21 protein-coding genes are annotated in these 25985 nt (G+C 59.8%); 20 read left to right on the top strand and 1 reads right to left on the bottom strand.

Features of this window, described 5'->3' with window-relative positions; all coding sequences use genetic code 11:
* From rsmH to lpxC, 16 genes are all read left to right on the top strand, one after another.
* The gene (rsmH, locus tag ACQE3D_RS22860) at positions 1-930 is read left to right on the top strand and encodes a 16S rRNA (cytosine(1402)-N(4))-methyltransferase RsmH (RefSeq protein ID WP_064028498.1); all 930 of its coding nucleotides are present in this window, start codon (positions 1-3) and stop codon (positions 928-930) included.
* Positions 930-1202: a cell division protein FtsL gene (gene ftsL, locus ACQE3D_RS22865; RefSeq protein ID WP_064028496.1), complete on the top strand. Its 273-nt coding sequence runs from the start codon at positions 930-932 to the stop codon at positions 1200-1202. The genes rsmH and ftsL overlap by 1 nt, the downstream gene beginning before the upstream one ends.
* On the top strand, positions 1203-2927 hold the full coding sequence (locus tag ACQE3D_RS22870; protein ID WP_064028494.1) for a peptidoglycan D,D-transpeptidase FtsI family protein: 1725 nt from the start codon (positions 1203-1205) through the stop codon (positions 2925-2927).
* Positions 2924-4384 (top strand): UDP-N-acetylmuramoyl-L-alanyl-D-glutamate--2,6-diaminopimelate ligase, encoded by a 1461-nt coding sequence (locus tag ACQE3D_RS22875; RefSeq protein WP_168028364.1) that lies wholly within the window; start codon positions 2924-2926, stop codon positions 4382-4384. Before ACQE3D_RS22870 ends, ACQE3D_RS22875 begins: the two co-directional genes overlap by 4 nt.
* The gene (locus tag ACQE3D_RS22880; RefSeq protein WP_313730335.1) at positions 4381-5745 is read left to right on the top strand and encodes a UDP-N-acetylmuramoyl-tripeptide--D-alanyl-D-alanine ligase; all 1365 of its coding nucleotides are present in this window, start codon (positions 4381-4383) and stop codon (positions 5743-5745) included. The genes ACQE3D_RS22875 and ACQE3D_RS22880 overlap by 4 nt, the downstream gene beginning before the upstream one ends.
* On the top strand, positions 5745-6827 hold the full coding sequence (gene mraY / locus ACQE3D_RS22885) for a phospho-N-acetylmuramoyl-pentapeptide-transferase (RefSeq protein ID WP_064028490.1): 1083 nt from the start codon (positions 5745-5747) through the stop codon (positions 6825-6827). Before ACQE3D_RS22880 ends, mraY begins: the two co-directional genes overlap by 1 nt.
* Positions 6828-6829: 2 nt before the next feature.
* On the top strand, positions 6830-8200 hold the full coding sequence (gene murD / locus ACQE3D_RS22890; RefSeq protein ID WP_313730334.1) for a UDP-N-acetylmuramoyl-L-alanine--D-glutamate ligase: 1371 nt from the start codon (positions 6830-6832) through the stop codon (positions 8198-8200).
* Positions 8194-9360, top strand: a complete 1167-nt coding sequence (ftsW, locus tag ACQE3D_RS22895; protein ID WP_064028486.1) for a putative lipid II flippase FtsW — start codon at positions 8194-8196, stop codon at positions 9358-9360. Before murD ends, ftsW begins: the two co-directional genes overlap by 7 nt.
* Entirely contained in the window at positions 9357-10433 is a 1077-nt protein-coding gene (gene murG / locus ACQE3D_RS22900; protein ID WP_313730333.1) for an undecaprenyldiphospho-muramoylpentapeptide beta-N-acetylglucosaminyltransferase, read from the top strand. The genes ftsW and murG overlap by 4 nt, the downstream gene beginning before the upstream one ends.
* On the top strand, positions 10430-11881 hold the full coding sequence (gene murC / locus ACQE3D_RS22905; protein WP_313730332.1) for a UDP-N-acetylmuramate--L-alanine ligase: 1452 nt from the start codon (positions 10430-10432) through the stop codon (positions 11879-11881). Before murG ends, murC begins: the two co-directional genes overlap by 4 nt.
* Positions 11878-12768, top strand: a complete 891-nt coding sequence (murB, locus tag ACQE3D_RS22910; protein ID WP_313730331.1) for a UDP-N-acetylmuramate dehydrogenase — start codon at positions 11878-11880, stop codon at positions 12766-12768. The genes murC and murB overlap by 4 nt, the downstream gene beginning before the upstream one ends.
* Entirely contained in the window at positions 12765-13715 is a 951-nt protein-coding gene (locus ACQE3D_RS22915; RefSeq protein ID WP_313730330.1) for a D-alanine--D-alanine ligase, read from the top strand. Before murB ends, ACQE3D_RS22915 begins: the two co-directional genes overlap by 4 nt.
* Entirely contained in the window at positions 13702-14445 is a 744-nt protein-coding gene (locus tag ACQE3D_RS22920; RefSeq protein ID WP_064028476.1) for a cell division protein FtsQ/DivIB, read from the top strand. The genes ACQE3D_RS22915 and ACQE3D_RS22920 overlap by 14 nt, the downstream gene beginning before the upstream one ends.
* Positions 14446-14466: 21 nt before the next feature.
* Positions 14467-15693, top strand: coding sequence for a cell division protein FtsA (ftsA, locus tag ACQE3D_RS22925; RefSeq protein WP_064028474.1), 1227 nt, complete (start codon positions 14467-14469; stop codon positions 15691-15693).
* A gap of 23 nt (positions 15694-15716) precedes the next feature.
* Positions 15717-16874, top strand: coding sequence for a cell division protein FtsZ (gene ftsZ, locus ACQE3D_RS22930; RefSeq protein ID WP_064028472.1), 1158 nt, complete (start codon positions 15717-15719; stop codon positions 16872-16874).
* Between the two features lie 105 nt (positions 16875-16979).
* The gene (lpxC, locus tag ACQE3D_RS22935) at positions 16980-17906 is read left to right on the top strand and encodes a UDP-3-O-acyl-N-acetylglucosamine deacetylase (protein ID WP_064028470.1); all 927 of its coding nucleotides are present in this window, start codon (positions 16980-16982) and stop codon (positions 17904-17906) included.
* Positions 17907-17927: 21 nt separating this feature from the next.
* Here the strand turns inward: lpxC and ACQE3D_RS22940 are convergent, their stop codons facing one another.
* The gene (locus ACQE3D_RS22940; RefSeq protein ID WP_313730329.1) at positions 17928-18377 is read right to left on the bottom strand and encodes a DciA family protein; all 450 of its coding nucleotides are present in this window, start codon (positions 18375-18377) and stop codon (positions 17928-17930) included.
* A 182-nt stretch (positions 18378-18559) separates the two neighbouring features.
* Between ACQE3D_RS22940 and ACQE3D_RS22945 the strand changes: the two genes are divergently transcribed.
* The 4 genes from ACQE3D_RS22945 to ACQE3D_RS22960 all read left to right on the top strand — a co-directional run bounded on the left by ACQE3D_RS22945 (position 18560) and on the right by ACQE3D_RS22960 (position 25981).
* Positions 18560-19300 (top strand): pentapeptide repeat-containing protein, encoded by a 741-nt coding sequence (locus tag ACQE3D_RS22945; protein WP_313730328.1) that lies wholly within the window; start codon positions 18560-18562, stop codon positions 19298-19300.
* Positions 19301-19315: 15 nt separating this feature from the next.
* Complete coding sequence (locus tag ACQE3D_RS22950) at positions 19316-20707, top strand: amino acid permease (RefSeq protein ID WP_071159073.1); 1392 nt, start codon at positions 19316-19318, stop codon at positions 20705-20707.
* A gap of 167 nt (positions 20708-20874) precedes the next feature.
* A complete protein-coding gene (locus ACQE3D_RS22955) occupies positions 20875-21927 on the top strand; it encodes an NAD(P)-dependent alcohol dehydrogenase (protein ID WP_313730327.1) in 1053 nt (350 codons plus the stop codon).
* Positions 21928-22021: 94 nt separating this feature from the next.
* Entirely contained in the window at positions 22022-25981 is a 3960-nt protein-coding gene (locus ACQE3D_RS22960; protein WP_313730326.1) for a CHASE domain-containing protein, read from the top strand.
* Positions 25982-25985: the final 4 nt, after the last annotated feature.

A 25985-nucleotide genomic window follows, 5' to 3' on the forward strand; every position in this document is an offset into this window, starting at 1 on the left:
ATGTCCGGCCACCAGACTGTTTTATACGAAGAAGCCCTGCGGGAACTCCGGATAAAACCTAACGGCGTCTACCTGGACTGCACCTTCGGCAGAGGCGGCCACAGCCGCGGTATCTTGACCCGGCTTGGCGAATCCGGCCGGCTATTGGCCACGGACCGCGATTACGATGCGATTGTTAGCGCGACCGCCGACGAACTGAAAGCGGATCCGCGCTTCAGCCTTCATCACGCTTGCTTCTCGGAGCTGGCTACCGTGGCGGAGCAATCGGGCTGTCACGGCAAATTGGACGGCATCTTGATGGATTTGGGCGTTTCTTCGCCGCAACTGGATAAGGCCGAACGCGGTTTCAGTTTTCTCCGCGACGGCCCGTTGGACATGCGCATGGACTCGCAACGCGGCCCGACGGCCGCCGAATATCTGGCCAAGGTAGAAGAATCGGAACTGGCAAGAATTTTTTTCGAATACGGCGAAGAACGCTATTCGCGCAGAATAGCCAAGGCCATTGTCACCCAGCGGCAATCGCACCCGCTGACGACGACAGCGCAATTGGCCAAACTAATCGAAGACAACGTGCCGTTCCGAGACAAACACAAACACCCGGCCACACGCTGTTTCCAGGCCATCAGGATAGAAATCAATCAGGAATTGGAACAGTTACGCACCGCCCTGCGGCTGGCGTTGGAAGCGTTGGCGCCTGAGGGGCGATTAGTCGTGATTTCGTTTCATTCGCTGGAAGACCGCATTGTGAAGAACTTTATCCGCGACGAGGCCGGCGCGAAGCACGACCCAGGCAAATTACCGGTCCGGGAGCGCGATATTGAGCAAGGCCGACTGCGCAAAATCGGCAAGGCGATCCGCGCCCAGTACGACGAATTGCAAGCCAACGCCCGCGCGCGTAGTGCGGTAATGCGCGTGGCGGAGAAACGCTGATGGCTATCGCTCGAAATATTTTCCTGACGGCGTTAGTGGCGATGTTGCTGATCTCGGCGATTGCAGTGATCTACAGCAAGTACGAATCGCGACTGTTGTTCATGGAAATTCAGAAAAAGGAAAAGGAACTTGACGATTACGAAGTGGAATGGGGTCGCTTGCAACTGGAATTGACCACCTTGACCGAGGAAAACCGAGTGGAGATCGCGGCCCGGCAAAGGCTGATGTTGACGTTGCCAGCGCAGGACAAAATCATCTACATAAAACCGTAAATGCGTATTACCACGGGGGCGGTCGGGTTGCCGCAAAGTTCAGATTTTGTGATTCGACGCCGCATGTTGTTGACGTTGATGCTGGTGGCGATGTCGGCCTTGATCGGTCGTGCCGTGTATTTGCAGGTGCTGGACAAGGAGTTCCTGCAAGACAAGGGCGACATGCAGCACATCGACATCGTACCGGTGCCGGCCTATCGCGGCCAAATTCAGGATCGAAACGGCGAACCGCTGGCGATCAGCACGCCGGTGCAATCGATCTGGGTCAATCCGCGACAATTGAAAGACGCCGAACAGGACAAGCTGACGCCGATGGCGAAAATCCTCGGCTATCCGGAAAAGGAATTACGGGCGCAGTTAAAAAAAGAGAAAGACGCCAACAAACGCTTTTTGTATCTCCGCCGGCAGATCAATCCGGATGTGGCTGAAAAAGTCAAGGAACTCGATATTACCGGCGTGTATTTCGAGCGCGAGTTCAAGCGCTATTATCCGGCCGGCGCGGTTTCGGGGCATTTGTTGGGATTCACCAACATTGACGATGTCGGCCAGGAAGGTATGGAGCACGGTTACGAACATATCTTGCGCGGCCAGCCCGGCAAAAAACGGGTGATTAAGGACGGCAAGGGCCAAATTATCAAGGATGTTGAAAATATCGAAGAAGCGGTACCCGGCCGGGATTTGGTCCTGACCATAGACGAGCGCATCCAGTATCTGGCATATCGGGAATTGCAGAACGCCATGCTTCAAAACAAGGCGCATTCGGCCTCGCTGGTCGTGTTGGACGCCAAAAACGGCGACGTGCTGGCCACGGTCAGCCAACCGGCGTTCAACCCGAACAACCGTAAGGAACTGAGCAGCAACCGTTATCGCAACCGGGCGATGGTAGACAGTTTCGAGCCCGGCTCGACGGTCAAGCCTTTCGTCGTCGCGGCGGCTTTGGACGGCGGCTATATCAGCCCGAACGTGATGATAGAAACCCACGGTGCCTATCACCTGGGCCGCAACGTCGTCAAGGACGTGCATAACTACGGCACATTGGATTTGACGCATGTATTGCAAAAATCCAGCAATATCGCGGTCACCCAGATCGCGATGACGATGCCGCCGGAATATTTTTGGGGAATTTACAGCAAACTCGGCTTCGGCACCTCGGCCGGCGTCGGTTTTCCGGGCGAAGCCAGCGGCACGCTATTGGATTATCAGAATTGGCATGAATTCGACCAGGCGACGCTGTCATTCGGTTACGGCGTTTCGACCTCGGTATTGCAATTGGCCCGCGCCTATACCGCGCTGGCCGACGACGGCGTGCTGCATTCGGTCACCTTGTTGAAGCGCGACGAGGACCCGGACGCCCAACGCGTATTCAAACCGGAAACCGCCCGCCGAGTTCGGGACATGCTGGAACACGTGATCAGCAAGGAAGGCACCGCCTACCAGGCTCGCGTCGAAGGTTACCGCGTTGCCGGCAAGACCGGCACCGTCAAAAAAGCGATGGCCGGCGGCTATACCGAAGACAAATACCTGTCGGTGTTCGTCGGCATGGCGCCGGCCAGCAACCCGCGCTTCATCATCGCGATCGTCGTCGACGAGCCGACCAGCGGCCAATATTACGGCGGTTTGGTCGCCGCCCCGGCGTTTTCGCGGGTGATGGCCGGCGCATTGCGGGTTTACGGGGTCGAACCGGACGGCGTCGACACCATGCATTTACTGTTGAGCAAACGATGAAATTGACCGAGCTACTTTCAGGCTACGCCACCGCCACCGACGATATCGACATCGCCGGTCTGGCCTTGGACAGCCGGCAAGTTCGCCCCGGCGACGCCTTCATCGCGCTGAACGGCTCGAACCAACACGGACTGACTCATGCCGGCCAAGCGCTGATTAACGGTGCTATTGCTATCATTTACGACCCGGCCGGCCGGCCGGAACAAGCGGCCGTTACGCCCGGAATAACCGCCGTCGCGGTCGCCGGATTGAGCGAGAGCCTGGGCGACATCGCCGCACGGTTTTACCAAAAGCCGTCCGACCGCTTGACGGTCATCGGCGTGACCGGCACCAACGGCAAGACCACTTGCAGCCAATTGATCGCCCAAGCGCTCGAAGCTTGCGGTGTGATCGGCACGTTGGGCTGGGGCGAGGTCGATAATTTGCAGCCGACCGCGAACACCACGCCGGACGCATTGGCGGTGCAACAAATGTTGGCCGAACTGCTGCGGCGAAACAAACGCGCGGTGGCAATGGAAGTCTCATCGCACGGACTGGAACAAGGCCGAGTCAACGGCGTGACATTCGCCGGCGCGGTGTTTACCAATTTAAGCCGCGACCACTTGGATTACCACGGCACGATGGCCGACTACCTGCAAGCCAAGTTGAAGTTGTTCGGATGGCCGACGCTGCAATTCGCGGTAGTCAACCTCGACGACGCCTGCAGCGCCGAAGTTTTGGCGAGCATCGCGCCGAGCGCTACGCACTGGACTTACAGCAAATCCGGCAAAACCCTGGCGGACGCACATGGCGTGGTCGCGGAAAACATCGAGTACCACGCCGACGGCATCGCATTCGACGCGGTGTACCAAAAGCAACGCCTACGCGCCGTGACCGGCATCGCCGGCGATTTTAACTTGGAAAACCTGTTGGCGGTGTTGTGCGTATTGCTGGCGACCGGCCATGAGTTTGCAAGCGCGGTCGCCAAACTGGCCGATTTACGCGCGATTGCCGGCCGCATGGAACGCTTCGGCGGCCAGGATAAGCCGACGGTATTCGTCGATTACGCGCACAGCCCCGACGCCTTGGAAAAAGTCTTGCGCGCGGTCAAGGGCGCTCGCCGACTGAAAGTCGTGTTCGGCTGCGGCGGCGATCGCGACAAGGGTAAACGGCCGCAAATGGGGCGTATCGCCGAAACCTGGGCGGATCAGGTCATCGTTACCGACGACAACCCGCGCCACGAAGCGTCGGCCGACATTATCAAAGACATTTTAAGCGGCTGCGAAAGCCAAAAAATTACCGTAATCAACGACAGGGCCACCGCCATCGTCACCACCATTCAACAAGCCCAAGCCGACGACTGCATCGTCGTGGCCGGTAAAGGCCACGAAGACTACCAGGACATCGCCGGCGTCAAATGGCCGTTCAGCGACCAGGCCGTGGTTCGCCAAGCGCTGGCCGAATGGAGGGCGCCGTGAACCTAAACCTAATCGACATCGCGGCGGCCGTGGCCGGCAGCTTGACCGGATCGGATCGAACGATCAGCGGCATCGGCATCGACACCCGTACCTTACAGCCCGGCGATTTATATATCGCGATCAAGGGTCGCCAGTTCGACGGTCACGATTTCACCGCCAATGCGGAAGCGGCCGGCGCGGCGGCATTGTTGGTCGAGCGCCCGGTCGAATCGAGCCTGCCGCAAATCGTCGTCGCCGACAGCCATTTGGCGTTGGCCGAGTTGGCCGGCCACTGGCGCCGGCAATTACCGGTGCGGGTAGCCGGCGTCACCGGCAGCAACGGTAAAACCACGGTCAAGGAAATGCTCGCGGCCATCTTCGCCACCCAAGGCGAAACACTGGCCACCCAGGGCAATTTGAACAACGACATCGGCGTGCCGCTGACCTTGTTGAAATTACGTGAATCCCACCGGTACGCCGTCATCGAAATGGGCGCCAACCACCCCGGCGAAATTGCCTACACCAGCCGGCGTGCCCAGGCCGACGTCAGCGTCATCACCAACGTCGGCCCCGCCCATATCGAAGGTTTCGGCGATACCGACGGCGTGGCCAGAACCAAGGGTGAAATCGTCGAGAATCTAGGCGCGGCGGGCATCGCGGTTTTAAATCGCGATGACGCCTACTACGACTACTGGCTGAGCTTGGCCGGCCAGCGCAAGACCGTGTCGTTCGGCTTGACGCCAGCCGCCGATATTCGCGCCGAACGGATCGAAACCGCGTTGGACCCGGCAGGCTTCGACACCCATTTCGACCTGATCGCCGGCGCCGAGCGCCTGACCATCCACCTAAAGCTGGCCGGCGCCCATAACGTCAAAAACGCGCTGGCCGCTTCCGCCGTGGCCCTGCAATTCGGCATTCCGCTTGCCGACATTCGGCGCGGCCTGGAACAACTGCGGCCCGTGACCGGCCGCATGCAGGCCTTGCAAGGAAAGCTGGGCAATATCGTCATCGACGACACTTACAACGCCAATCCAGCCTCGTTGAAAGCCGCACTAGACGCGGTACCTGTCCGGCAGCGGCCGCTATGGCTGGCGCTGGGCGCTTTCGGCGAACTGGGGCCGGAAAGCCCGCGACTCCACCGCGAGATGGGCGAATTAATCAAAGCCGCGGGCGTGACGCGCCTGTTCGCGACCGGCGAACTGACTCGCCATACCGTCGCCGCGTTCGGCGCCGGCGGCGATTATTTCGACACACAACAACAATTAATCGACGCGCTGACGACCGCGCTGGCCGGTTCCGAAACCGTATTGGTGAAAGGTTCTCGGGCCCAGAAGATGGAAAACGTCGCGGCGGCGCTCACCCACCCCTTTAGAGCAGCCTAATGTTACTTTTACTCGCAGACTACCTCAGCAGTTTGGACAGCGGTTTCCGGGTCTTACACTATCTGACCTTCCGCGCGATTTTGGGCGTGTTGACCGCGTTGGCAATGTCGTTTTTGATCGGTCCGGCGATGATCGAGAGACTAACTCGCCGTAAAATCGGCCAAAGCGTGCGCGACGACGGCCCGCAAAGCCATTTATCTAAATCCGGCACGCCGACGATGGGCGGCACGATGATCTTGTTTTCGGTGGCGATCAGCACCTTGCTGTGCGCCGACCTAAACAACCGTTATGTCTGGGTAGTATTGGTGGTGACCTTGGCGCACGGCGTGATCGGCTTCATCGACGATTATAAAAAAGTGCTGCTCGGCAACAGCGACGGCTTGTCCGCCAGGGCCAAGTATTTCTGGCAATCGGTGGTCGCGCTGGCGGCCGGCATTTATTTGTACAACACCGCGCAAGTCCCCGCCGAAACCCAATTCATCGTACCGTTTTTCAAACACGTCACGCTGGACATGGGGTGGAGTTACGTGGTGCTGACTTATTTCGTCATCGTCGGCTCCAGCAATGCCGTCAATTTAACCGACGGCCTGGACGGCCTGGCCATCATGCCGACCGTGATGATCGCCGCCGCGCTGGCGATCTTCGCCTATTTGTCCGGCCACGCCAATTTCGCTCAATATCTGCAAATCCCGCACATTCCCCGCTCCGGCGAATTGGTGGTATTTTGCGCGGCGCTGATCGGCTCGGGCCTGGGATTTTTGTGGTTTAACGCCTATCCGGCCATGGTCTTCATGGGCGACGTCGGCGCGCTGGCCCTAGGTGCAGCGCTGGGCATCGTGGCGGTCTTGGTGCGTCAGGAAATCGTGCTGGTCATCATGGGCGGCATCTTCGTCGTCGAAACCGTGTCGGTCATCATCCAGGTTGCCTCCTATAAAACCCGCAAGAAACGGGTATTCCTGATGGCACCCATTCATCACCATTACGAACTGAAAGGCTGGCCGGAACCCCGCATCATCGTCCGCTTTTGGATCGTATCGGTCATCCTGGTGCTGATCGGCCTGGCCACCCTGAAACTGAGATAAGCATGGACATCGACGCGTTACTGGCCAAACTTGAACACCACTTCGCGCTGACCGCGGCGAACAGCAAGCTGTTGATCGTCGGACTGGGCGCGACGGGCCTGTCGGTTGCCCAATTCCTGCAAAAAACCCCGTTGAAATTCGCGGTCGTCGACAGCCGGAAAAATCCGCCGCTGATCGACGTCTTGCGCGAACAAATGCCTGACGTGCCGGTGTTCACCGGCGGTTTCGATCAATCGGCCCTGGCCGTCGCCACGCATTTGATCATCAGTCCCGGCGTATCGCTGGCCGAAACAGCGATTCGCCAAGCCATGCAGGCCGGAGTCAACGTCATCAGCGACATCGACTTGTTTGCTTGCGCGACCGACAAGCCGGTCGTCGCGATTACCGGCTCGAACGGTAAAAGCACCGTCACCACGATGCTGGGCGACATGGGCAACGCGGCCGAGATTAAAACCGCGATTGGCGGCAATCTGGGCACGCCGGCGCTGGATTTATTGCAGCAAGACGCCGATTTGTACGTACTGGAACTGTCCAGCTTTCAGTTGGAGCGAACCACCGCGCTGAACGCCACGGCCGCGACGGTGTTGAACGTGACGCCGGATCATCTGGATCGCCACGCCGGCATGGCCGACTACGCCGCCGAAAAACAACGGGTATTCAGGGGCGACGGCGCGATGGTGTTGAATCTCGACGATCCGCTGGTGATGGCGATGCGCGAAGCCGACCGCCCCTGCCTGACCTTCTCGATCCGCGACACCGCCGACTTCTATCTGCGTCGCGGCGAAACCGATTATTTGATGCAGGGCGAGCAAGCCCTGATGGCCGCCAATCGCTTGCGCCTGGAGGGCAGCCACAACCTCGCCAACGCGTTGGCGGCGCTGGCGCTGGGCCAAGCGGTCGGTTTGAGCATGACCGCGATGTGCGACGCATTACGCAAGTTCAAGGGACTGCCGCACCGAATGCAGAAAATCGCCGAAAAAGCCGGCGCGCACTGGGTCAACGATTCCAAGGCCACCAACGTCGGCGCCTGTATCGCCGCGTTGCAAGGCTACGAACGCAAAGTGATTCTAATTGCCGGCGGCGACGCCAAGGGCGCCGACATGAGCGAACTGGCACCGGCCGTTGCCGAAAAAGCCAAGGCGGTCGTCGCGATGGGCAAGGATGCCGATCTGATCGCCGCCGCGTTGCAAGAGCGCGTGCCGGTTCATTTCGCCGGCAATATGAAGGAGGCGGTCCGAATCGCCGCCGGTCTGGCCGGCGAAGGCGACACGGTCTTGCTGTCGCCGGCTTGCGCCAGTCTGGATCAATACCGCAGCTACGTGGATCGCGGCAACAAATTCGCCGAAGCGGTGATGGAACTGCCGTCATGCTGAAACCGACCCCGAAACCCCGCGCGCAAAATCGGCTCCACGTCGATCCGGTGTTAATGCTGGCTTGCTTCAGCCTGCTCGGCGTGGGCTTCATCATGGTCGTGTCCGCCTCGCTACATTTGGGCGTCAAGATGGCGGAAGACATCTCGCATTTTCCGTTTAAGCAATTGGTGCACATCGCGCTGGGCCTGGGTTTTGCCGCCGCTGTATTGAATGTGCCGATGAAAAGTTGGGAAAAAATGGGCCAGCCGCTGTTCATCGCCGGGCTGGTGCTACTGCTGGTGGTACTGGTGCCGGGCGTCGGCGTCCGCGTCAACGGTAGTATTCGCTGGCTATCGATACTCGGCCTGCGGATTCAGGTTTCCGAAGTGGTCAAATTCATTTCGGTCATTTACATGGCCGGCTATATCACTCGGCACGGCGATCATGTCCGACGCTCGATTTTCGGCCTGCTTCGACCGTTGATGCTGTTCTCGGTAGCCTGCATGTTGCTGCTGCTGGAACCGGATTTCGGTTCGGCCGTGGTCATTTTGATCATCGCCATGGGCATGATGTTTCTGGGCGGCGCGCGTTTGTCGCCTTTCGTCGTACTGGTGGCTTCGGTTTCGATGGCCGCCGCGATGCTGGCCTACACCTCGCCGTATCGCTGGAAGCGGGTGATCAGCTTTCTGGACCCGTGGGAACACGCCAGGGACAGTGGCTATCAGCTGACCCAGGCGCTGATTTCGTTCGGCCGCGGCGAGTTTGCCGGGGTTGGCCTCGGGAACGGTCTGCAAAAACTGTTTTATCTGCCCGAAGCCCACACCGACTTCTTGTTTTCGGTATTGGGCGAGGAACTCGGCTTGTTGGGCGTCATTCTGGTGGTTGGCCTGTTCACGGCGTTGTTGATCCGTGCCTTCGCGATCGGCGAGCAAGCCCAACTCGCCGGCCTGCAGTTCTCCGGCCTGGTGGCTTACGGTCTGGGCATTTGGTTCGGCTTTCAAGCCTTCGTCAACATGGGCGTCAACATGGGCATCCTGCCGACCAAGGGCTTGACCTTACCGCTGATGAGTTACGGCGGCGGTAGCATGATCGTCATGTGCGGAGCGGTGGCGGTGTTGTTTCGGATTCATTACGAGGTGACCGAACACAACAAGAACAACGTGAAAGGGCGGCCGGCATGAGCGGGCGCATTTTAATCATGGCCGGCGGCACCGGCGGCCACGTCTTCCCGGCACTGGCCGTCGCCCAAGAGTTGCGCGAACGCGGCTGGCGGGTCAGTTGGCTGGGCACCGAAAAAGGCCTGGAAGCCAAGGTGGTGCCTACTCACGGTTTCGAAATCGATTGGCTGGCCGTGGCCGGCCTACGCGGCAAGGGCTTGCTCGCTAAGCTGGCCGGCGCCTTGCGTTTACTAAAAGCTTGCGGGCAAGCGCGAACCATCTTGCGGCAACGCCATCCCGACCTGGTTTTAGGTATGGGCGGGTTCGTCGCCGGTCCGGGCGGTTTGATGGCGAAATGGTTGGGCATCCCGCTGATAATCCACGAACAAAATCGGGTGCCCGGCACGACCAACCGCTGGCTAGCCCGTTTGGCGGCCCGCGCGGTATTGGAAGCATTTCCGAATAGCTTCGAAAGTGACGTCGGCGCCATCTGTACCGGCAATCCGCTCAGACAGGCTTTCGCCGAAATCGCCGATAAATCCGAATGGACACCGAGCGCCGGCAGAAATGTCCGGATTCTGGTGTTGGGCGGCAGTCAGGGCGCGAAGGTCTTGAACGAGACGCTGCCGGACGCTCTGGCCGGCCTGGACAAACTGGACGTCAAACACCAAACCGGCGGCGCCATGCAAGCCGAGGTTGCGGCGCGTTACCGCGAGTTGGCAATGAACGCCGAAGCGCTAACCTTTATCGACGACATGGCCGGCGCCTACCAATGGGCGGATCTGATCGTTTGCCGGGCCGGCGCGATGACGGTCAGCGAAGTAGCCGCATGCGGGCTGCCGGCGATTTTCGTGCCGTTGCCGCACGCGATCGACGACCATCAGAACGCCAACGCCCGCTATTTAACCGAGACCGGCGCCGCGCTGCTGCTGCCGCAATCCGAATTGAACGCGCAAAATCTGCGCAAGGCTATCCAACAAGCGATGACCGCATTACCTGAAATGAGCCGCGCCGCCAAGGCCCTCGCCCGCCCCGACGCCACCCGAACCGTCGCCGACTTGTGCGCCGAGTTGCTTAGCCTAGAGGCCGCGTCATGAACCGCCCCAGCATTCCCGCCGCCAATCAGGCGCTCGGCGATATCGACAAAATCCATTTCGTCGGCATCGGCGGCACCGGCATGAGCGGTATCGCCGAAGTGTTGAGCAACCTGGGCTACAGCGTGTCCGGCTCCGACATCAAGGCGTCGCCGGTGACCGATCGCCTGGCAAGCCTGGGCGTCAAAGTCTATTTCGGCCATCGGGCCGAAAACGTCGCCGATGTCGATGTCGTGGTCACGTCGACCGCCGTCGACCGTAAAAACCCGGAAATCGTCACCGCTTACGAAAATCGGGTTCCGGTGATTCCCCGCGCGGAAATGCTGGCCGAACTGATGCGCTTCCGCTTCGGCATCGCCGTCGCCGGCACCCACGGCAAGACCACGACCACCAGTTTGACGACGATGATGCTGGCCGAGGGCGGCCTGGATCCAACTTTCGTGATCGGCGGGCGCTTGAACAGCGCCGGCGCCAACGCCAAGCTCGGTTTGGGAAAATATCTGGTCGCCGAAGCCGACGAAAGCGACGCCTCGTTTTTGTTCCTGCAACCGATGATGGCGATCGTCACCAACATCGACCAGGACCACATGGAAACCTACGGCGGCAGCTACGGCAAACTGAAGGAAACCTTCCTGAAGTTCTTGCACCAACTGCCGTTCTACGGGTTGGCCGTGATGTGCATCGACGACCCCGGCGTTTGCGACGTGCTGCCTAACGTGTCCAAACCGGTGAAAACTTACGGCGTCAGCAGCTACGCCGACGTACGCGCGGTTGACATCCAACAGGACGGTCTGCGCACCCACTTCACGGTACTGCGCTGGGGCAATTTGCCTCCGCTAAAAGTCACGCTGAATTTGCCCGGCTGGCACAACATGCTGAACGCGCTGGCGGCGACCACGATCGCCACCGCGCTGGGCGTGGCCGACGAGGCCATCGTCAAAAGTCTGGCCGAATTCAAGGGCGTAGGTCGGCGGTTTCAAATCAACGGCGACATCGAATTTGCCGGCGGCAAGCTGACGCTGGTCGACGACTACGGTCATCACCCGCGCGAATTGGCCGCGACCTTGGAAGCCCTGCGCCAAGCCTGGCCGACACGCCGCAAAGTGGTGGTATTTCAACCGCACCGCTATACCCGCACCCGCGATCTGTTCGAGGATTTTGTCGAAGTCTTGTCCGGCGTCGACGTGCTGATCTTGCTGGATGTCTATTCCGCCGGGGAAGCGCCGATCACGGGCGCCGACGGCAAGGCTCTGAGCCGTTCGATCCGAACCCGCGGTCAGGTCGATCCGGTGTTCGTGCAAAACCGCGAGGACTTGCCGACGATATTGGCCGGTATCGTTGCCAAGGATGATGTGATTTTGACGATGGGCGCCGGCAACGTCGGCCAGATCGCCGCCGATCTGCCGCAAAAACTGGCCGAGGCGCTGGCCTCCCAGAGGCTGGCGACATGATGGCTACCGCGACCTGGAAAGGCACTTTGCTGACCGACGAGCCGCTGGCCAAGTACACCAGTTGGCGGGTCGGCGGCCCTGCCGAACGCCTGTATGTACCAGAAAACAAAGCCGACCTGATCGCGTTCATCGCCGAGTTGCCGGTCGAAGAACCCTTGTATTGGTTGGGGCTGGGCAGCAATCTTTTGGTGCGCGACGGCGGTGTCAAAGGCACGGTTATCCACACCCGGAATCGATTGAAAGACCTGTATTTGCTCGATTCCGAACGCGTCTACGTCGAAGCCGGCGTGCCCTGTGCCCATGTCGCCCGGTTTTGCAGCGATCTGGGGCTGGTCGGCGCCGAGTTTTTGGCCGGGATTCCCGGCACGATGGGCGGTGCGTTGCGGATGAACGCCGGTGCCTTCGGCGGCGAAACCTGGCGTATCGTCGATAAAGTGGAAACGATCAACCGCGCCGGCGCCGTCGCGTTGCGCAATCACGGCGAATTCGAAGTGGCCTACCGCTCGGTGCAAGGCCTGAGAGACGAATGGTTTTTATCGGCCCAATTGCTGTTGCGTAAGGGCGATAGCGAAGCCAGTCAGCAACACATCAAGAGTTTGCTGGAAAAACGCAACGCCAGCCAGCCGACCAACAAGCCCACCTGCGGCTCGGTGTTCAAAAACCCGCCCGGCGATTACGCGGCGCGGCTGATCGAAGCCTGCGGCCTGAAAGGCTACGCGGTCGGCGGCGCGGTGGTCTCGGAGAAGCACGCCAATTTTATCGAAAACAGCGGCAAGGCCAGTTCGGCGGACATCGAAACGCTGATCGAACTGATCCAAAACCGGGTACAGGCGCAATTCGGCGTTGCGCTGGAAACCGAAGTTTGCCGGATAGGTGAGAAACAATGAAACCCTTGCAAATCAAAAACCCGAGCGAATTCGGCAAGGTCGCGGTGCTGCTGGGCGGCACCGCCGCCGAGCGGGAAGTGTCGCTGAACAGCGGTAATGCGGTTTACCAGGCGTTGAAAGCCGGCGGCGTCGACGCCGTGGCGATCGATGTCACCGCCAGCCCGATCGACGCGTTGGCGGGTCAGCGCTTCGACCGAGTTTTTAACGTGATCCACGGCCGCGGCGGCGAGGACGGCGTGTTGCAAGCGTTGCTGGAAGCATTGGGATTGCCGTATACCGGTTCCGGCGTGCTGGCCTCGGCGTTGGCGATGGACAAACTGCGCACCAAATTGTGCTGGCAAGGCGCCGGTCTACCCACGCCGCGCTGGTTTTTGCTGACCGGCGACCAGGACCTCGACACCTGCATCAATGCGCTGGGTTTTCCTGTCATCGTCAAGCCGGCCCAAGAAGGCTCCAGCATCGGCATGAGCAAGGCCCACAATCGTGAAGAACTGGCTGCCGCGCTGAAACTGGCCAGCCAATACCGTTGCGATGTGTACGCCGAACAATGGATACAAGGCCAGGAATACACGATAGGCATGCTCAACGGCGAGGCGCTGCCGGCGATCCGGCTGGAAACGCCGCACACTTTTTACGATTTCGACGCCAAATACCGTGCTAACACCACTCAATATCACTGCCCTTGCGGCTTGGACAATGAACGGGAAAAAGAACTGCAAGCCCTGGCATTGAAAGCCTGTCAGACCGTCGGCGTCAGCGGCTGGGGCCGGGTCGATGCCTTCATCGACGACAGCGGCCGGCTGCAATTGATCGAAGTCAATACCGTGCCGGGCATGACCGACCACAGCTTGGTACCGATGGCGGCCAAGGCGGTGGGCATCGATTTCCAAGAACTGGTCTGGCGAATTTTGGAAACCAGTATGGTGGCGAGCGGTGATCAGGCTTAGGACTTTATTGCTCGCGGCCTTGCTGTGCGGCGGCGGTTGGTGGGGCTGGCAAAAAGTCAGTACCGGCATGCTGCGCAACCAGCCGATCCGCTACGTGAAGATCGAGGGCGCCTTTCAATATACCGATAAGGAGCGCCTGAAACAGGTGTTGGCGCCGCAAATGAAGCTGGGTTATTACCATGCCGATATGCAGGCGGTTCATCAGGCCATTAAGGATTTGCCGCTGGTGGACAAGGTGGACGTCAAGCGGGTCTGGCCGGACGCGGTGCATATCAAAATCGTCGAGCACAAGCCGGTGGTTCGCTGGGGAAGCAATGCTTTGCTGAACAAGCAGGGCGATGTGCTGACCCCGGACAATATCGAACCGTTTCGGCATCTGCCTTTGATTACCGGTCCGTCCGGTCAAGAGAAGAAACTGCTGGAAATCATGAAGGGCGTTTATATCGTCTTGAAGGATAAATCGTTGCAGCTGGCGGAGTTTCACGTCAACGAGCGGCGCGCCTGGCGGCTCAAGTTGGCCAGCGGCTTGGAAATGCAGTTGGGCCGCAAGGCGCCGCTGGAAAACATGCAACGCTTTTTAAAAACGATGGATTTGTTGGGCGCCGAGCAAGTGGCCATGATGGCCAGCGTCGATACCCGCTATCCGAACGGATACGCGGTGACCTGGAAACCGGAAGTGGCTGCCATCGATTGGAAAGCCATTGTGGAAAAGAATAAGAACTTGATTTAAACGCTTACAGAGCAAACGAAAATGGCCAAAAAGACAGATCGAAATATTTTAGTGGGGCTGGACATCGGCACGTCCAAGGTCGCGGCCATCGTCGGCGAGTACCGGGGCGGCGATGAAATCGAAATCATCGGCATCGGCACGGCACCGTCCAAGGGCCTTAAAAAAGGCATCGTCGTCAATCTGGAATCGACCGTGCACTCGATCCAGCGCGCGGTCGAGGAAGCCGAGCTGATGGCCGGCTGCCAAATCAAATCGGTGTTCGCCGGGATTGCTGGCAGCCATATCAAAAGCCTGAATTCGCACGGCATCGTCGCGATCAAGGAAAAGGAAGTCACCCAGCACGACATCGACCGGGTGATCGATTCGGCGCGGGCGGTGGCGATTCCGGCCGATCAGAAAATCCTGCACATCCTGCCGCAGGAATTCGTGATCGATCAGCAGGAAGGCATCAAGGAGCCGATCGGCATGTCCGGCATCCGTTTGGAAGCCAAGGTACATATGGTGACCAGCAGCGTCAGCGCCGAACAAAACATCGTCAAATGCATCCGCAAATGCGGTTTGGACGTCGACGACATCGTGCTGGAACAACTGGCCTCGTGCTCGGCGGTGTTGACCGACGACGAAAAGGATTTGGGCGTGTGTTTGATCGACATCGGCGGCGGCACCACCGACCTGGCGATTTTTTCGGAAGGCGCGATCAAGCACACCGCGGTGATCCCGATCGCCGGCGACCAGGTCACCAACGACATTGCGGTCGCACTACGTACGCCGACCAAGAACGCCGAGGACATCAAGCGCCAATTCGCCTGCGCGCTGACCCAACTGGCCGATCCGCAGCAAACGATAGACGTGCCCAGCATCGGCGACCGCGAGCCGCGCAAGATCTCGGCGCAAAATCTGGCCGAGATCGTCGAGCCGCGCTACGAGGAATTGATGCTGCTGGTGCAGGCCGAACTGCGCCGCAGCGGTTACGAGGATTTGATCGCCGCCGGCATGGTCATCACCGGCGGCAGTTCGCAAGTGAAGGGTTTGACGGAGTTGGCGGAGGAGATATTCCACATGCCGGTCCGCATGGGTGTTCCGCTGCACGTGTCGGGATTGACCGATGTGGCGGAAAACCCGATTTATTCGACCGCGGTAGGCTTGCTGCTATACGGCAAGGACCATCATGGCCGGGCGTTGGGGTTGAACGAAGAAGGTCTGGATTTGTTTTCGAAAATCAAAAGCTGGTTTCAAGGTAATTTTTAATTGTTTGTCTGGAGGGCGTAAAAATGAAATATGAATTATTGGACAGTAGCGGCACGGCGGTTATCAAAGTCATCGGCGTCGGCGGCGGCGGCGGCAACGCCGTCAATCACATGGTGGAAACCGGCATCGACGGCGTGCAATTCATTTGCGCGAATACCGATGCCCAAGCCCTGAGACAAATGAGCGTGGATACCATCGTGCAACTCGGCGTGGAACTGACCAAGGGTCTGGGCGCCGGCACCCGGCCGGAAGTCGGCCGCGCCGCCGCCGAGGAAACCCGCGAGCGTATTCGCGAAGTCATGGACGGCGCCGACATGGTGTTCTTGACCGCCGGCATGGGCGGCGGCACCGGCACCGGCGCGATCTCGGTCTTCGCCGAAGTCGCCAAGGAACTGGGCGTGTTGACCGTGGCGGTGGTCTCCAAACCCTTCGACTTCGAAGGCACCAAAAAGAAAGCGGTTGCCGAGTCCGGCTTGCGCGACCTGGAAAAACTGGTCGATTCGTTGATCATTATCCCTAACCAAAAACTGCTGCCGACACTGGGCAATAACCGTTCGCTGGTCGATTCGTTCCGGGTCGCCAACGACGTGCTGCTGGACGCGGTACAAGGCATCACCGAGCTGATCACCCATCCGGGTCTGATGAACGTGGACTTCGCCGACGTCCGCACCGTAATGTCCAACATGGGTAGCGCGATCATGGGTACCGGGGTCGCCAGCGGCGAAAACCGTGCCCGTCTGGCCGCCGAAAAAGCCATCGCCTGCCCGCTCTTGGAAGACATCAACCTGCAAGGCGCGCGCGGCATTCTGGTGAACGTCACGTCCAACGGCGATCTGGGCTTGAACGAGTTCGACGAAATCGGCAGCATCATGCATGCCTTCGCGTCCGACGATGCCGACATCAAAATCGGCATGGCGGTCAATCCGGCCATGGGTACCGAAGTTAAGGTCACCGTGGTAGCGACCGGCATGGGCGAAAAAGTCAAGGCGGCCGCGCCGATCAGTCTGGTCAAGAAAGTGGCTGCCGGCGAAGTCGATTACGGTCAATTGGAAAAACCGACCGTGATCCGCCAACAAAAACAGGAATCCGCCCGCGAATCGCGATTCGGCGCTCAACCGCGCAACGATGTCGATCTGGATTACTTGGACGTGCCGGCCTTTTTGAGACGCCAGGCCGACTAAGCAACGCCGGCTTTGCCATGAGGCGACCGGACCGGGGCCAGGGGAGAGCTATCGCATAAACTGTGGTAGACTCCCCGCTTTGTTTTACCTTTTTATCGGCACTTCATGATTAAACAGCGTACCTTAAAAAACACCATCCGGGCCACCGGCGTGGGTTTGCATACCGGCGACAAGGTCTATCTGACTCTGCACCCTTCCGATCCGGACACCGGCATCCGCTTCCGCCGGGTCGATCTGGACCAACCGGTGACAATTTCCGCCCGCCCGGAGAATGTCGGCGAAACCAAATTGTCGACGACGCTGGTACGCGACGGCGTTAAAGTATCCACGGTCGAACACCTGCTGTCCGCCCTGGCCGGTCTGGGCATCGATAACGCGATCATCGACGTCAGCGCCGCCGAAGTACCGATCATGGACGGCAGCGCCGGTCCCTTCGTGTTTTTATTGCAATCCGCCGGCGTGGTCGAACAAGACGTGCCCAAGCAATACATTCGCATCAAGCGGGCGATTCGGGTCGAGGAAGGCGATAAATGGGCGGCCTTCGAACCCTTCGAAGGCTTCAAGGTGACATTCACGATCGATTTCGAGCACCCGGCGTTTTCCGAACACTTGAAAACGGCGGTGATGGATTTTTCTTCGACCACCTTCGTCAAGGAAGTCAGCCGCGCCCGTACCTTCGGCTTCATGAAGGACATCGAATTTCTGCGCGAAAACAATCTGGCGCTGGGCGGCAGTCTGGATAACGCCATCGTCGTCGACGACGATAAAGTGTTGAACGAAGACGGTCTGCGCTATGCCGACGAATTCGTCAAACACAAAATCCTCGATGCGATCGGCGACCTGTATTTGCTCGGTCACAGCCTAATTGGCGAATACCAAGGCTTCAAGTCCGGTCATGCGTTAAATAATAAATTGTTGTTGAGCTTGCTCAACGACCGGGATGCTTGGGAAATGGTGACTTTCGACAGTGTCGAGGAAGCGCCGATTTCGTTCATGCACTCCGCTCAGCCATCCGCCCGCGCGGCCGGCTAAATCTCCGCCAATCGGCGGCGGTCAGCGCTCGCGCAACCGCCGCCGCAAGGTCGCTCCCAGGCGGTTTAACGCCGCCGCCAGCTCGTCCCCTTCCGCTCCGCTTTCCGCGGCAATCCGTTCCGCCGTTTCCGGCGTCGGCAAGTTAGCTCGCCGCACGCGCTCAACCGCCTCGGCTTGCAGTATCCTGAGTTGCACGTCGTTGACCGATTGCCGACCGGCTTGCAGACCCAGCGCCAGTATCGCGTCCCGAAAAAACCGAATTTGCGATGCCCAGGCCGCGCTATCCACGTACAGCAACAAGCGGTTACCGGACAGCACGGTATGAAGGACATGCCCCGCCAAGGCTTCCGGCAACGCCGTCCTGACTTTAGCCAACAAAGCCTGCTGCTCGCCGAGCCGGGCAAGGCACATCGCCAACGGGCCGATGTCGTATTCGTGAATCGATTTAAACGCGGGTGCGGGTTTCTTCATGCCGGCGGATACATCTTGGAATCATTGGCGGAGATAATAACCGGCCCGGCGCGATCCGCCAAACCGGCGGACAGAATCGAGCTGTCCCAAGCTCGGCGTTATGATACGCTGTCAGCATGAGGGTTGGCCGCCGGTGATGGCCGACCGCCGAACCGAAACCACACGTTCAGGAGATTCGAATCATGAAGTCCGCCGTCCGTTTTTTGCTGGCCGTCTGTGTGGCGCTGGCAACGACCCAGCCGGCCGCCGCCGCCGACCTGACCCGGGCCGAAGTTCAACAGCTGTTGGCCAAGGCCGACCGGCAACACCCCGCCGACTTACGCCGCAAGGATTTGAAGGACGTCGATTTGTCCCATCTGGATTTTCGCCATGCCGACCTGTGGGGCGCCGATCTGCGCCGCGCCGATTTCAATCACAGCAATCTGGCCGGTTTGACGCTGGATTTGACCGTGATGACCGGTATTAACCTAAACGGCGCCAACCTGAGCCGTACCAGCATCTTCGGCGTCAGCCTGATGCATGCCGATCTGCGCGGCGCCGACCTGAGCGGTAGCCGGGTCGTCGCGATCATGGACGGCGCGAACTTGAGCGGCGCCAACATCAGCGGCGCCGATTGGGCCGCCGACATGAAAAATCAATCCATGGGCCTGATGCGCGCCAGCCTTAAAGGTGCCAACCTAAGCGGCGCCAATCTCAGCCAGGCCAAACTCGGCCGAGCCATGCTCAAGCACGCCAAACTGATGCAAGCCAATCTGCGCGGCGCCGATCTCTATTCGGCCGACATGGACGGCGCCGACCTGAGCGGCGCCGACCTGACCGATGCCAATTTTTCGGCGACCAAACTGCACGATGCCATTTTTACCGGCGCTGTCACCGATGGTGCCCGCTTCGACGGCGCCCAACATAAACCCGATTTCCAATAACCGACGAGCTCCGATATGCCAATTCCCGCGCAACTCACCCGGCGTAAATCCGTCGACGCCCTGACCTGCGTCGAGCATGGACTGAAGCAGACCCTGACAGCAAAGGACTTGACGCTGCTCGGCATCGGCGCGGTGATCGGTGCCGGGATTTTCGTGTTGACCGGCATCGCCGCCGCCAAATACGCCGGCCCAGCCATCGTGGTATCGTTCATCCTGGCCGGCATCGCCTGCGGGCTGGCGGCGATGTGCTACAGCGAACTGGCGGCGATGATTCCGGTGTCCGGCAGCGCCTACAGCTACGCCTACGCGACGATGGGCGAATTGATGGCTTGGATCATCGGCTGGGATTTGGTATTGGAATATGCGTTGGCCAGCAGCACGGTGGCGATAGGCTGGGCCGGTTATCTGACCAGTTTTCTGGATGCGCTGGGGTTGCATCTACCCACTTATCTGACCACGGCCTACTTGGCTAATCCCGAGGCCGGTTTCATTAACTTGCCAGCAGTCTCCGTGATCTTGCTACTGACCGGGCTGCTGGTGACCGGTATCCGCCAATCGGCGATCTTCAACTTCGTGATGGTGTTGATTAAGCTTTCGGTGATCGTGGTATTCATCATTGCCGGTTCCGGACATATTCAAACTCAGAACTGGGCCGACTTCACGCCGTTCGGTTTCGGCGGCGTACTGACCGGCGCCGGCGTGATTTTCTTCGCCTACATCGGCTTCGACGCGGTATCCACCGCCGCCCAGGAAGCCATCAACCCGCAGCGCGACGTGCCGATCGGCATCATCGGCTCGTTGGCGGTCTGCACCTTGCTTTATATTTTGGTGGCTGGGGTGTTGACCGGCATCATTCCGTACACCGAGCTGAACGTGCCGGCGCCGATTGCACTGGCGGTAGATCATGTCGGCATGAGTTGGTTGTCGCCGATTATTAAAATCGCCGCCATCGCCGGGCTGACTTCGGTGATGCTGGTGTTGTTGATGGGGCAAAGCCGAATTTTCTTCTCGATGGCCAAGGATCAACTGCTACCCCCACTGTTCGCCCAAGTACACCCTAAATTTCAAACCCCGTATTTATCGACGATTCTGGTCGGCATCGCGGTCTCCTTGCTGGCCGGCTTCATGCCGATCGAGAAACTCGGCGAATTGGTCAGTATCGGCACGCTGTTCGCGTTCGTGCTGGTGTGCGGCGGAGTCTGGATTTTGCGGAACAGTCATCCGGAAATGGAACGTCATTTTAAATGCCCGGCGGTACCGTACGTGCCGATTGCCGGTATTTTGGTGTGCTTGAGTTTGATGGCAGGCCTGCCGGTCGACACTTGGATCAGGTTGGTGGTGTGGTTGCTGATCGGGTTTTTGATTTATTTCGGTTACGGCATAAAACACAGCCAATTACGCCGCTAGGCTGGGGCGCCGGCCGTGCAATCCCGGAGGAATGTGGGCAAACGCTACGTCCACCGCCAGGAATTCCGACTATATTGTTAGTGCCGAAAGCGCTTCGGTATCGGCCGTCCGCCGCAGTCGATCGGCCGATACCGCAATGCGGGCATCCGTCAGCCCAGGAGTCGTTTATGTTGCAAAGTTTCGGCTACGCCGCCTTCGATCCCCAGTCGCCGTTGCGGCCGTTCGCCTTTCAACGCCGGGAACCGGGCCCTAGCGATGTGTTGATCGACATCGCCTACTGCGGCGTCTGCCACAGCGACTTGCACCAAGTGCGCAACGAGTGGCAAGGTACGACCTTCCCTATCGTACCCGGCCATGAGATCGTCGGCCATGTCGTCGACGTCGGAACCGAGGCCGGGGATTTTAAGCCCGGCGACCGGGTAGGCGTCGGCTGCATGGTGGACTCGTGCGGCACCTGTCCGGATTGCCTGGACCATCAAGAACAGTTTTGCAACGCGACCGTGTTTACCTATAACAGTCCGGACCCGCATACCGGCGCGATGACTTATGGCGGCTACTCGAATCGGATCGTGGTCGACCGGCGTTTTGTGTTGCGGGTGTCGGATACACTGGCGCTAGCCGGCGTTGCGCCACTGCTGTGCGCCGGCATCACCACCTATTCGCCGCTGCGGCATTGGCGGGTCGGAGCCGGCCACAAGGTCGGCATCGTCGGTTTGGGCGGGTTGGGGCATATGGGCGTTAAATTCGCGCACGCCTTCGGCGCCGAGACCGTGTTATTCACCACCACGCCGGAAAAGGCCGCCGACGCGCAACGTTTAGGCGCCCATCAGGTGGTTGTTTCCAAGGACCCGGAAGCGATGCGCCGACATCTCGGCAGCTTCGATTTCATTCTGGATACCGTCGCCGCCGCCCACGACCTGGATGCGTATCTGAGTCTTTTAAAGCGTGACGGTACCTTGTGTCTGGTCGGCGTGCCGGAGCGCCCGCATCCGTCGCCCAACGTCGGCAACCTGATTTTCAAACGCCGTTCGCTGGTCGGTTCCTTGATCGGCGGCATCCGCGAAACCCAGGAAATGCTGGATTTTTGCGCCGAACACCGTATCGTCGCCGATATCGAATTGATCGCAATGCCTGATATCGACGCGGCTTATCGGCGCATGCTGAACAACGACGTAAAATATCGCTTCGTGATCGACATGGCGACGCTGCCCGTCCAATAAGCGCGGAGACGGCCATAGCCAATCGTTGCTCCGCGGAACTTTTCGGGCCGAAAATACCGGCCACTTTTATGCCGTTTCCACTCGCGAATTGCCAATGCCGACATCGCCTCGCGCGCTAGCCGCGACCTTGTTTCGCCGTTTCGTATTGACCGCCGCGATCGCGGCCTCGGGTTGGCTTGGTCTGGTTCTGGCGGTACCGCCCGGCTACGCCAGTCCGATCTGGCCGCCGGCGGGTATCGGACTGGCGGCGCTGTTGATTTGGGGAAATCGCGATTGGCCGGCGATTTGGGTGGCGGCTCTGCTCATCAATCTCGGTCACGCCAGCGAGACCCTGGGCCATTTTTCGCCGCAGGTCGGTTACGCCGCGATATCGGTTGCCTGCGGCACCACCTTGCAAACGCTGTTGGCGGCCCAGTTATCGCGACGCTGGCTCTGCCCCGGTGTTCCGGCCTTGAACCGGGGCGGGCAAATTCTCCGCTACACCTTGTTGGCCGGACCGTTGTCTTGCTGGCTGGCACCCAGCGTGGGCGTGACCAGTCTGTGGTATTTCGGTCTGCTGACCGAACAGGCCGCGCCGGCGAGTTGGTGGAATTGGTTTGTCGGCGATTGCTTCGGCGCGGTGATTTTGTCGCCGCTGATGTTTTGCCTGTTTGCCCGGCCCCAACCGTTTTGGCGCGGCCGCTTGGTAACGATAGGACTACCGACCCTGAGTCTGTTAGCTGGGCTGGTCGTGGTTTTCTTTCAGGTGCAGCGGGTCGAGGAACAGCGGCTGCGCCAGCAATTCGAGGCGAGCGCCGCGGCAATCGGCAAAGCGCTGGCCGAACACCTCAATCAGGCCGTCACGGCTTCGTTGTCGCTACACAGTCTATTTCGGGCCTCGAGTTCGGTGGAAGCCGACGAATTCGCGATATTCGCCGATGGCGTACTGGCGCGGAATCCGGATATTCTGGCCCTAGCTTGGGCGCCGCGAGTTGGCGCGGCCAACCGCGCGGCGTTCGAAGCCAAGCTACGGCTTCGAGCGCCGGCCGCCGCCGGCATTCAGGATTTGCAAGCCGACGGCGCGTTGACGCCTGCCGGCACGCGCGATGAATATTACCCGATGTTGTACGTCGAGCCGGCAGCCCCAAATGCCGACCTGAAGGGGATGGATCTCGGCTCCGAACCGAAACGCCGGCAAACTTTGGCCCGAGCCCGGGCCAGCGGCGATCTGAGCGCCGCGACCAACGTGGGTCTGGCGCAATTCGGCGGTCAGGAAAACGGCATGCTATTGGTGATGCCTCTGTTCGAACCCGGCGAAAACGGCGAGCTGGCCGGCTATACCTACACCGTGGTGCGTACCGGCGCGCTGGTCGCGGCCGCGTTGCGGGGCCTGCAAACGCACGGTTTGAATGTGGTGCTTAATGACCCGGACGGCGACGAGGGGGCCTCGGATCTGTTTGGCGTCGCGCACCGCACGATCTCCATGCTGACCGATATTCGACAAAGCCTGACGCTCGGCGATCGCCGTCTGGAAATCGTCGTACAAGCCGACGCCGACTTTATTTCGGAACAATCGTCCTGGCTACCCTGGACCGTCTTGATGGGCGGGGTGTTGTTCGCCGGGTTGTTGAACATCTATCTACTCTCCTCGACCGGACGCGCCGAATTCGTCGAAGCCTTGGTCGAAGCCCGTACCGCCGAATTGGACATCGCCAACGCCAATCTGAAAAAAGCCTTCGCGGATCTGGCCGAACAAGAAGGTAAATTACGCGGACTTTACGAACTGTCGCCGCTGGGTATCGCGCTGCTTGACCCCGCTGGCAACTTGCGGGAGTTCAACGAAGCGTTTCGGGATATCACCGGATACACCAGCGAGGAACTTAACCGCACCGCGCTACCCATGCTGCTTCCCGCCGACCTGACGATAGGCCCCGCCGATAGCAAGCGCTTCAGCCCCTACGAAATCGGGTTTTTACGGCCGGACGGGCGCGAACGGCTATTGCGTTTGAACGGGATGCGGCTGGCGAGCCGCGACGATGCGCCCGCCCTCTGGACCATCGTCGAAGACATCACCGAGGCGCACGCCGGCGCGGAAGTCCTGAGGCAGAGCGAATTGAAGTACCGAGAGTTGTTCAACGTTTCGCACGAAGCAGTGATGGTCGTAACGCCCGCCGGATTCGTGGATTGCAATCCGGCCACGCTGGCTCTGTTTGGATACGATAACGCCGCGACCTTTTGCGGTCTGCATCCGGCCCAAGTCTCGCCGCCATTCCAGCCGGACGGTCGTCACTCCTACCCGGCCGCCAACCAGATCATGGCACAAGCCTTGACCCACGGTTTTCAAGAATTCGAATGGGAACACCTACGCGCCGACGGTACTGCGTTTCCGGCGCAAGTCACCTTGTCCGCGATCTCACTGGACGGTCAGACCGCGTTACAGGCCGTGGTCCGTGACCTTAGCGAGCGAAAGCGCGTGGAGCGCGCATTAATTGCCGCCAAGGAATCCGCCGAAGCAATGGCGCAGTCAAAATCGGCGTTTTTGGCCAATATGTCGCACGAAATCCGCACCCCGATGAATGCCATTCTCGGAATGTCGCTGCTGGCCCTGAACAAACCGGTCAGCGACGAGATTCGCGATTATCTGGAAAAAATCCACGCTTCCGCCGACAGTCTGCTCGGCATACTCAACGACATTTTGGATTTTTCCAAAATCGAAGCCGGCAAATTGGCGATACAGCCGGCACCGTTCAGCCTGCCGACCTTGGTTGAAACCTTGAGAACGCTGTTTGCCGGCAGCGCGGCCGGTAAACAATTGGGTTTCCAGGTGGACTTGGAAGCCGATCTGCCGACGATGGTGATAGGCGACGCACTGCGCGTGCAGCAAGTACTGGCCAATTTGCTCGGCAACGCCGTCAAATTCAGCTACCACGGCGACATCGCGCTACGCTTGCGCCGCGCCGGAACCGCAGGGGAATTGATTCGTTTCGAAGTCGAGGACCACGGAATCGGCATCGCCGAGCAGGATCTGGACAAATTGTTTACACCGTTTTCGCAAATCGACAATTCGATCACCCGCGATTTCGGCGGCACCGGCCTCGGACTGGCGATCAGTCGACAATTGTTAATGTTGATGGGCAGCGATTTTGACGTCCGCAGCAGGCTGGGTAGCGGCACGGTGTTCGGGTTCGAGCTGAATCTGCCTATCGCCGAGACCCTGCCGCCCCCAGCTGTCCCGGAAGCCGGCGCTCGGCATCAAACCGGTCTGGCCGCCGAAATGCGGGCGCGCGGCGCGGCGTTGCGCGGGGCGCGCATCCTGGTGGCGGAAGACAATCCGGTCAATCAACGCGTGGTGTCCGAGTTCCTGCAGCTGGCCGGGATCGCGGTGGATCTGGCCGGCAACGGCCAGCAGGCTGTCGACCTAGTGCGTCAACATCGCTACGATGCTGTTTTGATGGACATCCACATGCCCTTGGTCAGCGGCTTGGAAGCGACGGCCCGCATTCGAGCCGAATCAAACCAAGCAGACGTTCCGATCATTGCGCTGACCGCCGGCGTGACTAGGGTCGAACAGGAGCGGTGTGCCGCCGCCGGCATGAACGCCTTCATCGCCAAACCGGTCAAGCCGCTCGAGTTGATCGAACGGCTTTGCGAAGCGTTGGGGCGCACCCCAGCGCTGGAAACCGGGATGGCGTCGATCCCGGTGCCGCAAGCGCCGGAGTTGCTGGAATTGACCGCCGCCGGTTTCGATTTCGGCCCGGTATTGACCTTATTAGGCGGCGACGAATCCAGCGTGTTGGAGATGCTGCGCGCCTTTAAAACTCACGCCGAAACCGATATGGCGCGGATCGAGCGGACTGTGGAACGAGGTGATTTGGCTGAAGCTCATCGCTTGTTGCATGCGCTGAAAGGCTCTGCCGGCAATCTAGGCGCCACGGCACTTTACCAAGCGGCGGTCACCTTGGACCAGGGCTTGAGCCGTGGGCTATTGCGGGAATTCGACTATCGGCGGTATCGGCTGGCCGGGCGGGAAACGCTGACGGCTCTCGCGAGGTTGGATGCGGGACGGGACGGATAGGCGG

Source organism: Methylomonas sp. MS20, assembly GCF_050275925.1.
GTDB classification, from domain to species: domain Bacteria; phylum Pseudomonadota; class Gammaproteobacteria; order Methylococcales; family Methylomonadaceae; genus Methylomonas; species Methylomonas koyamae_A.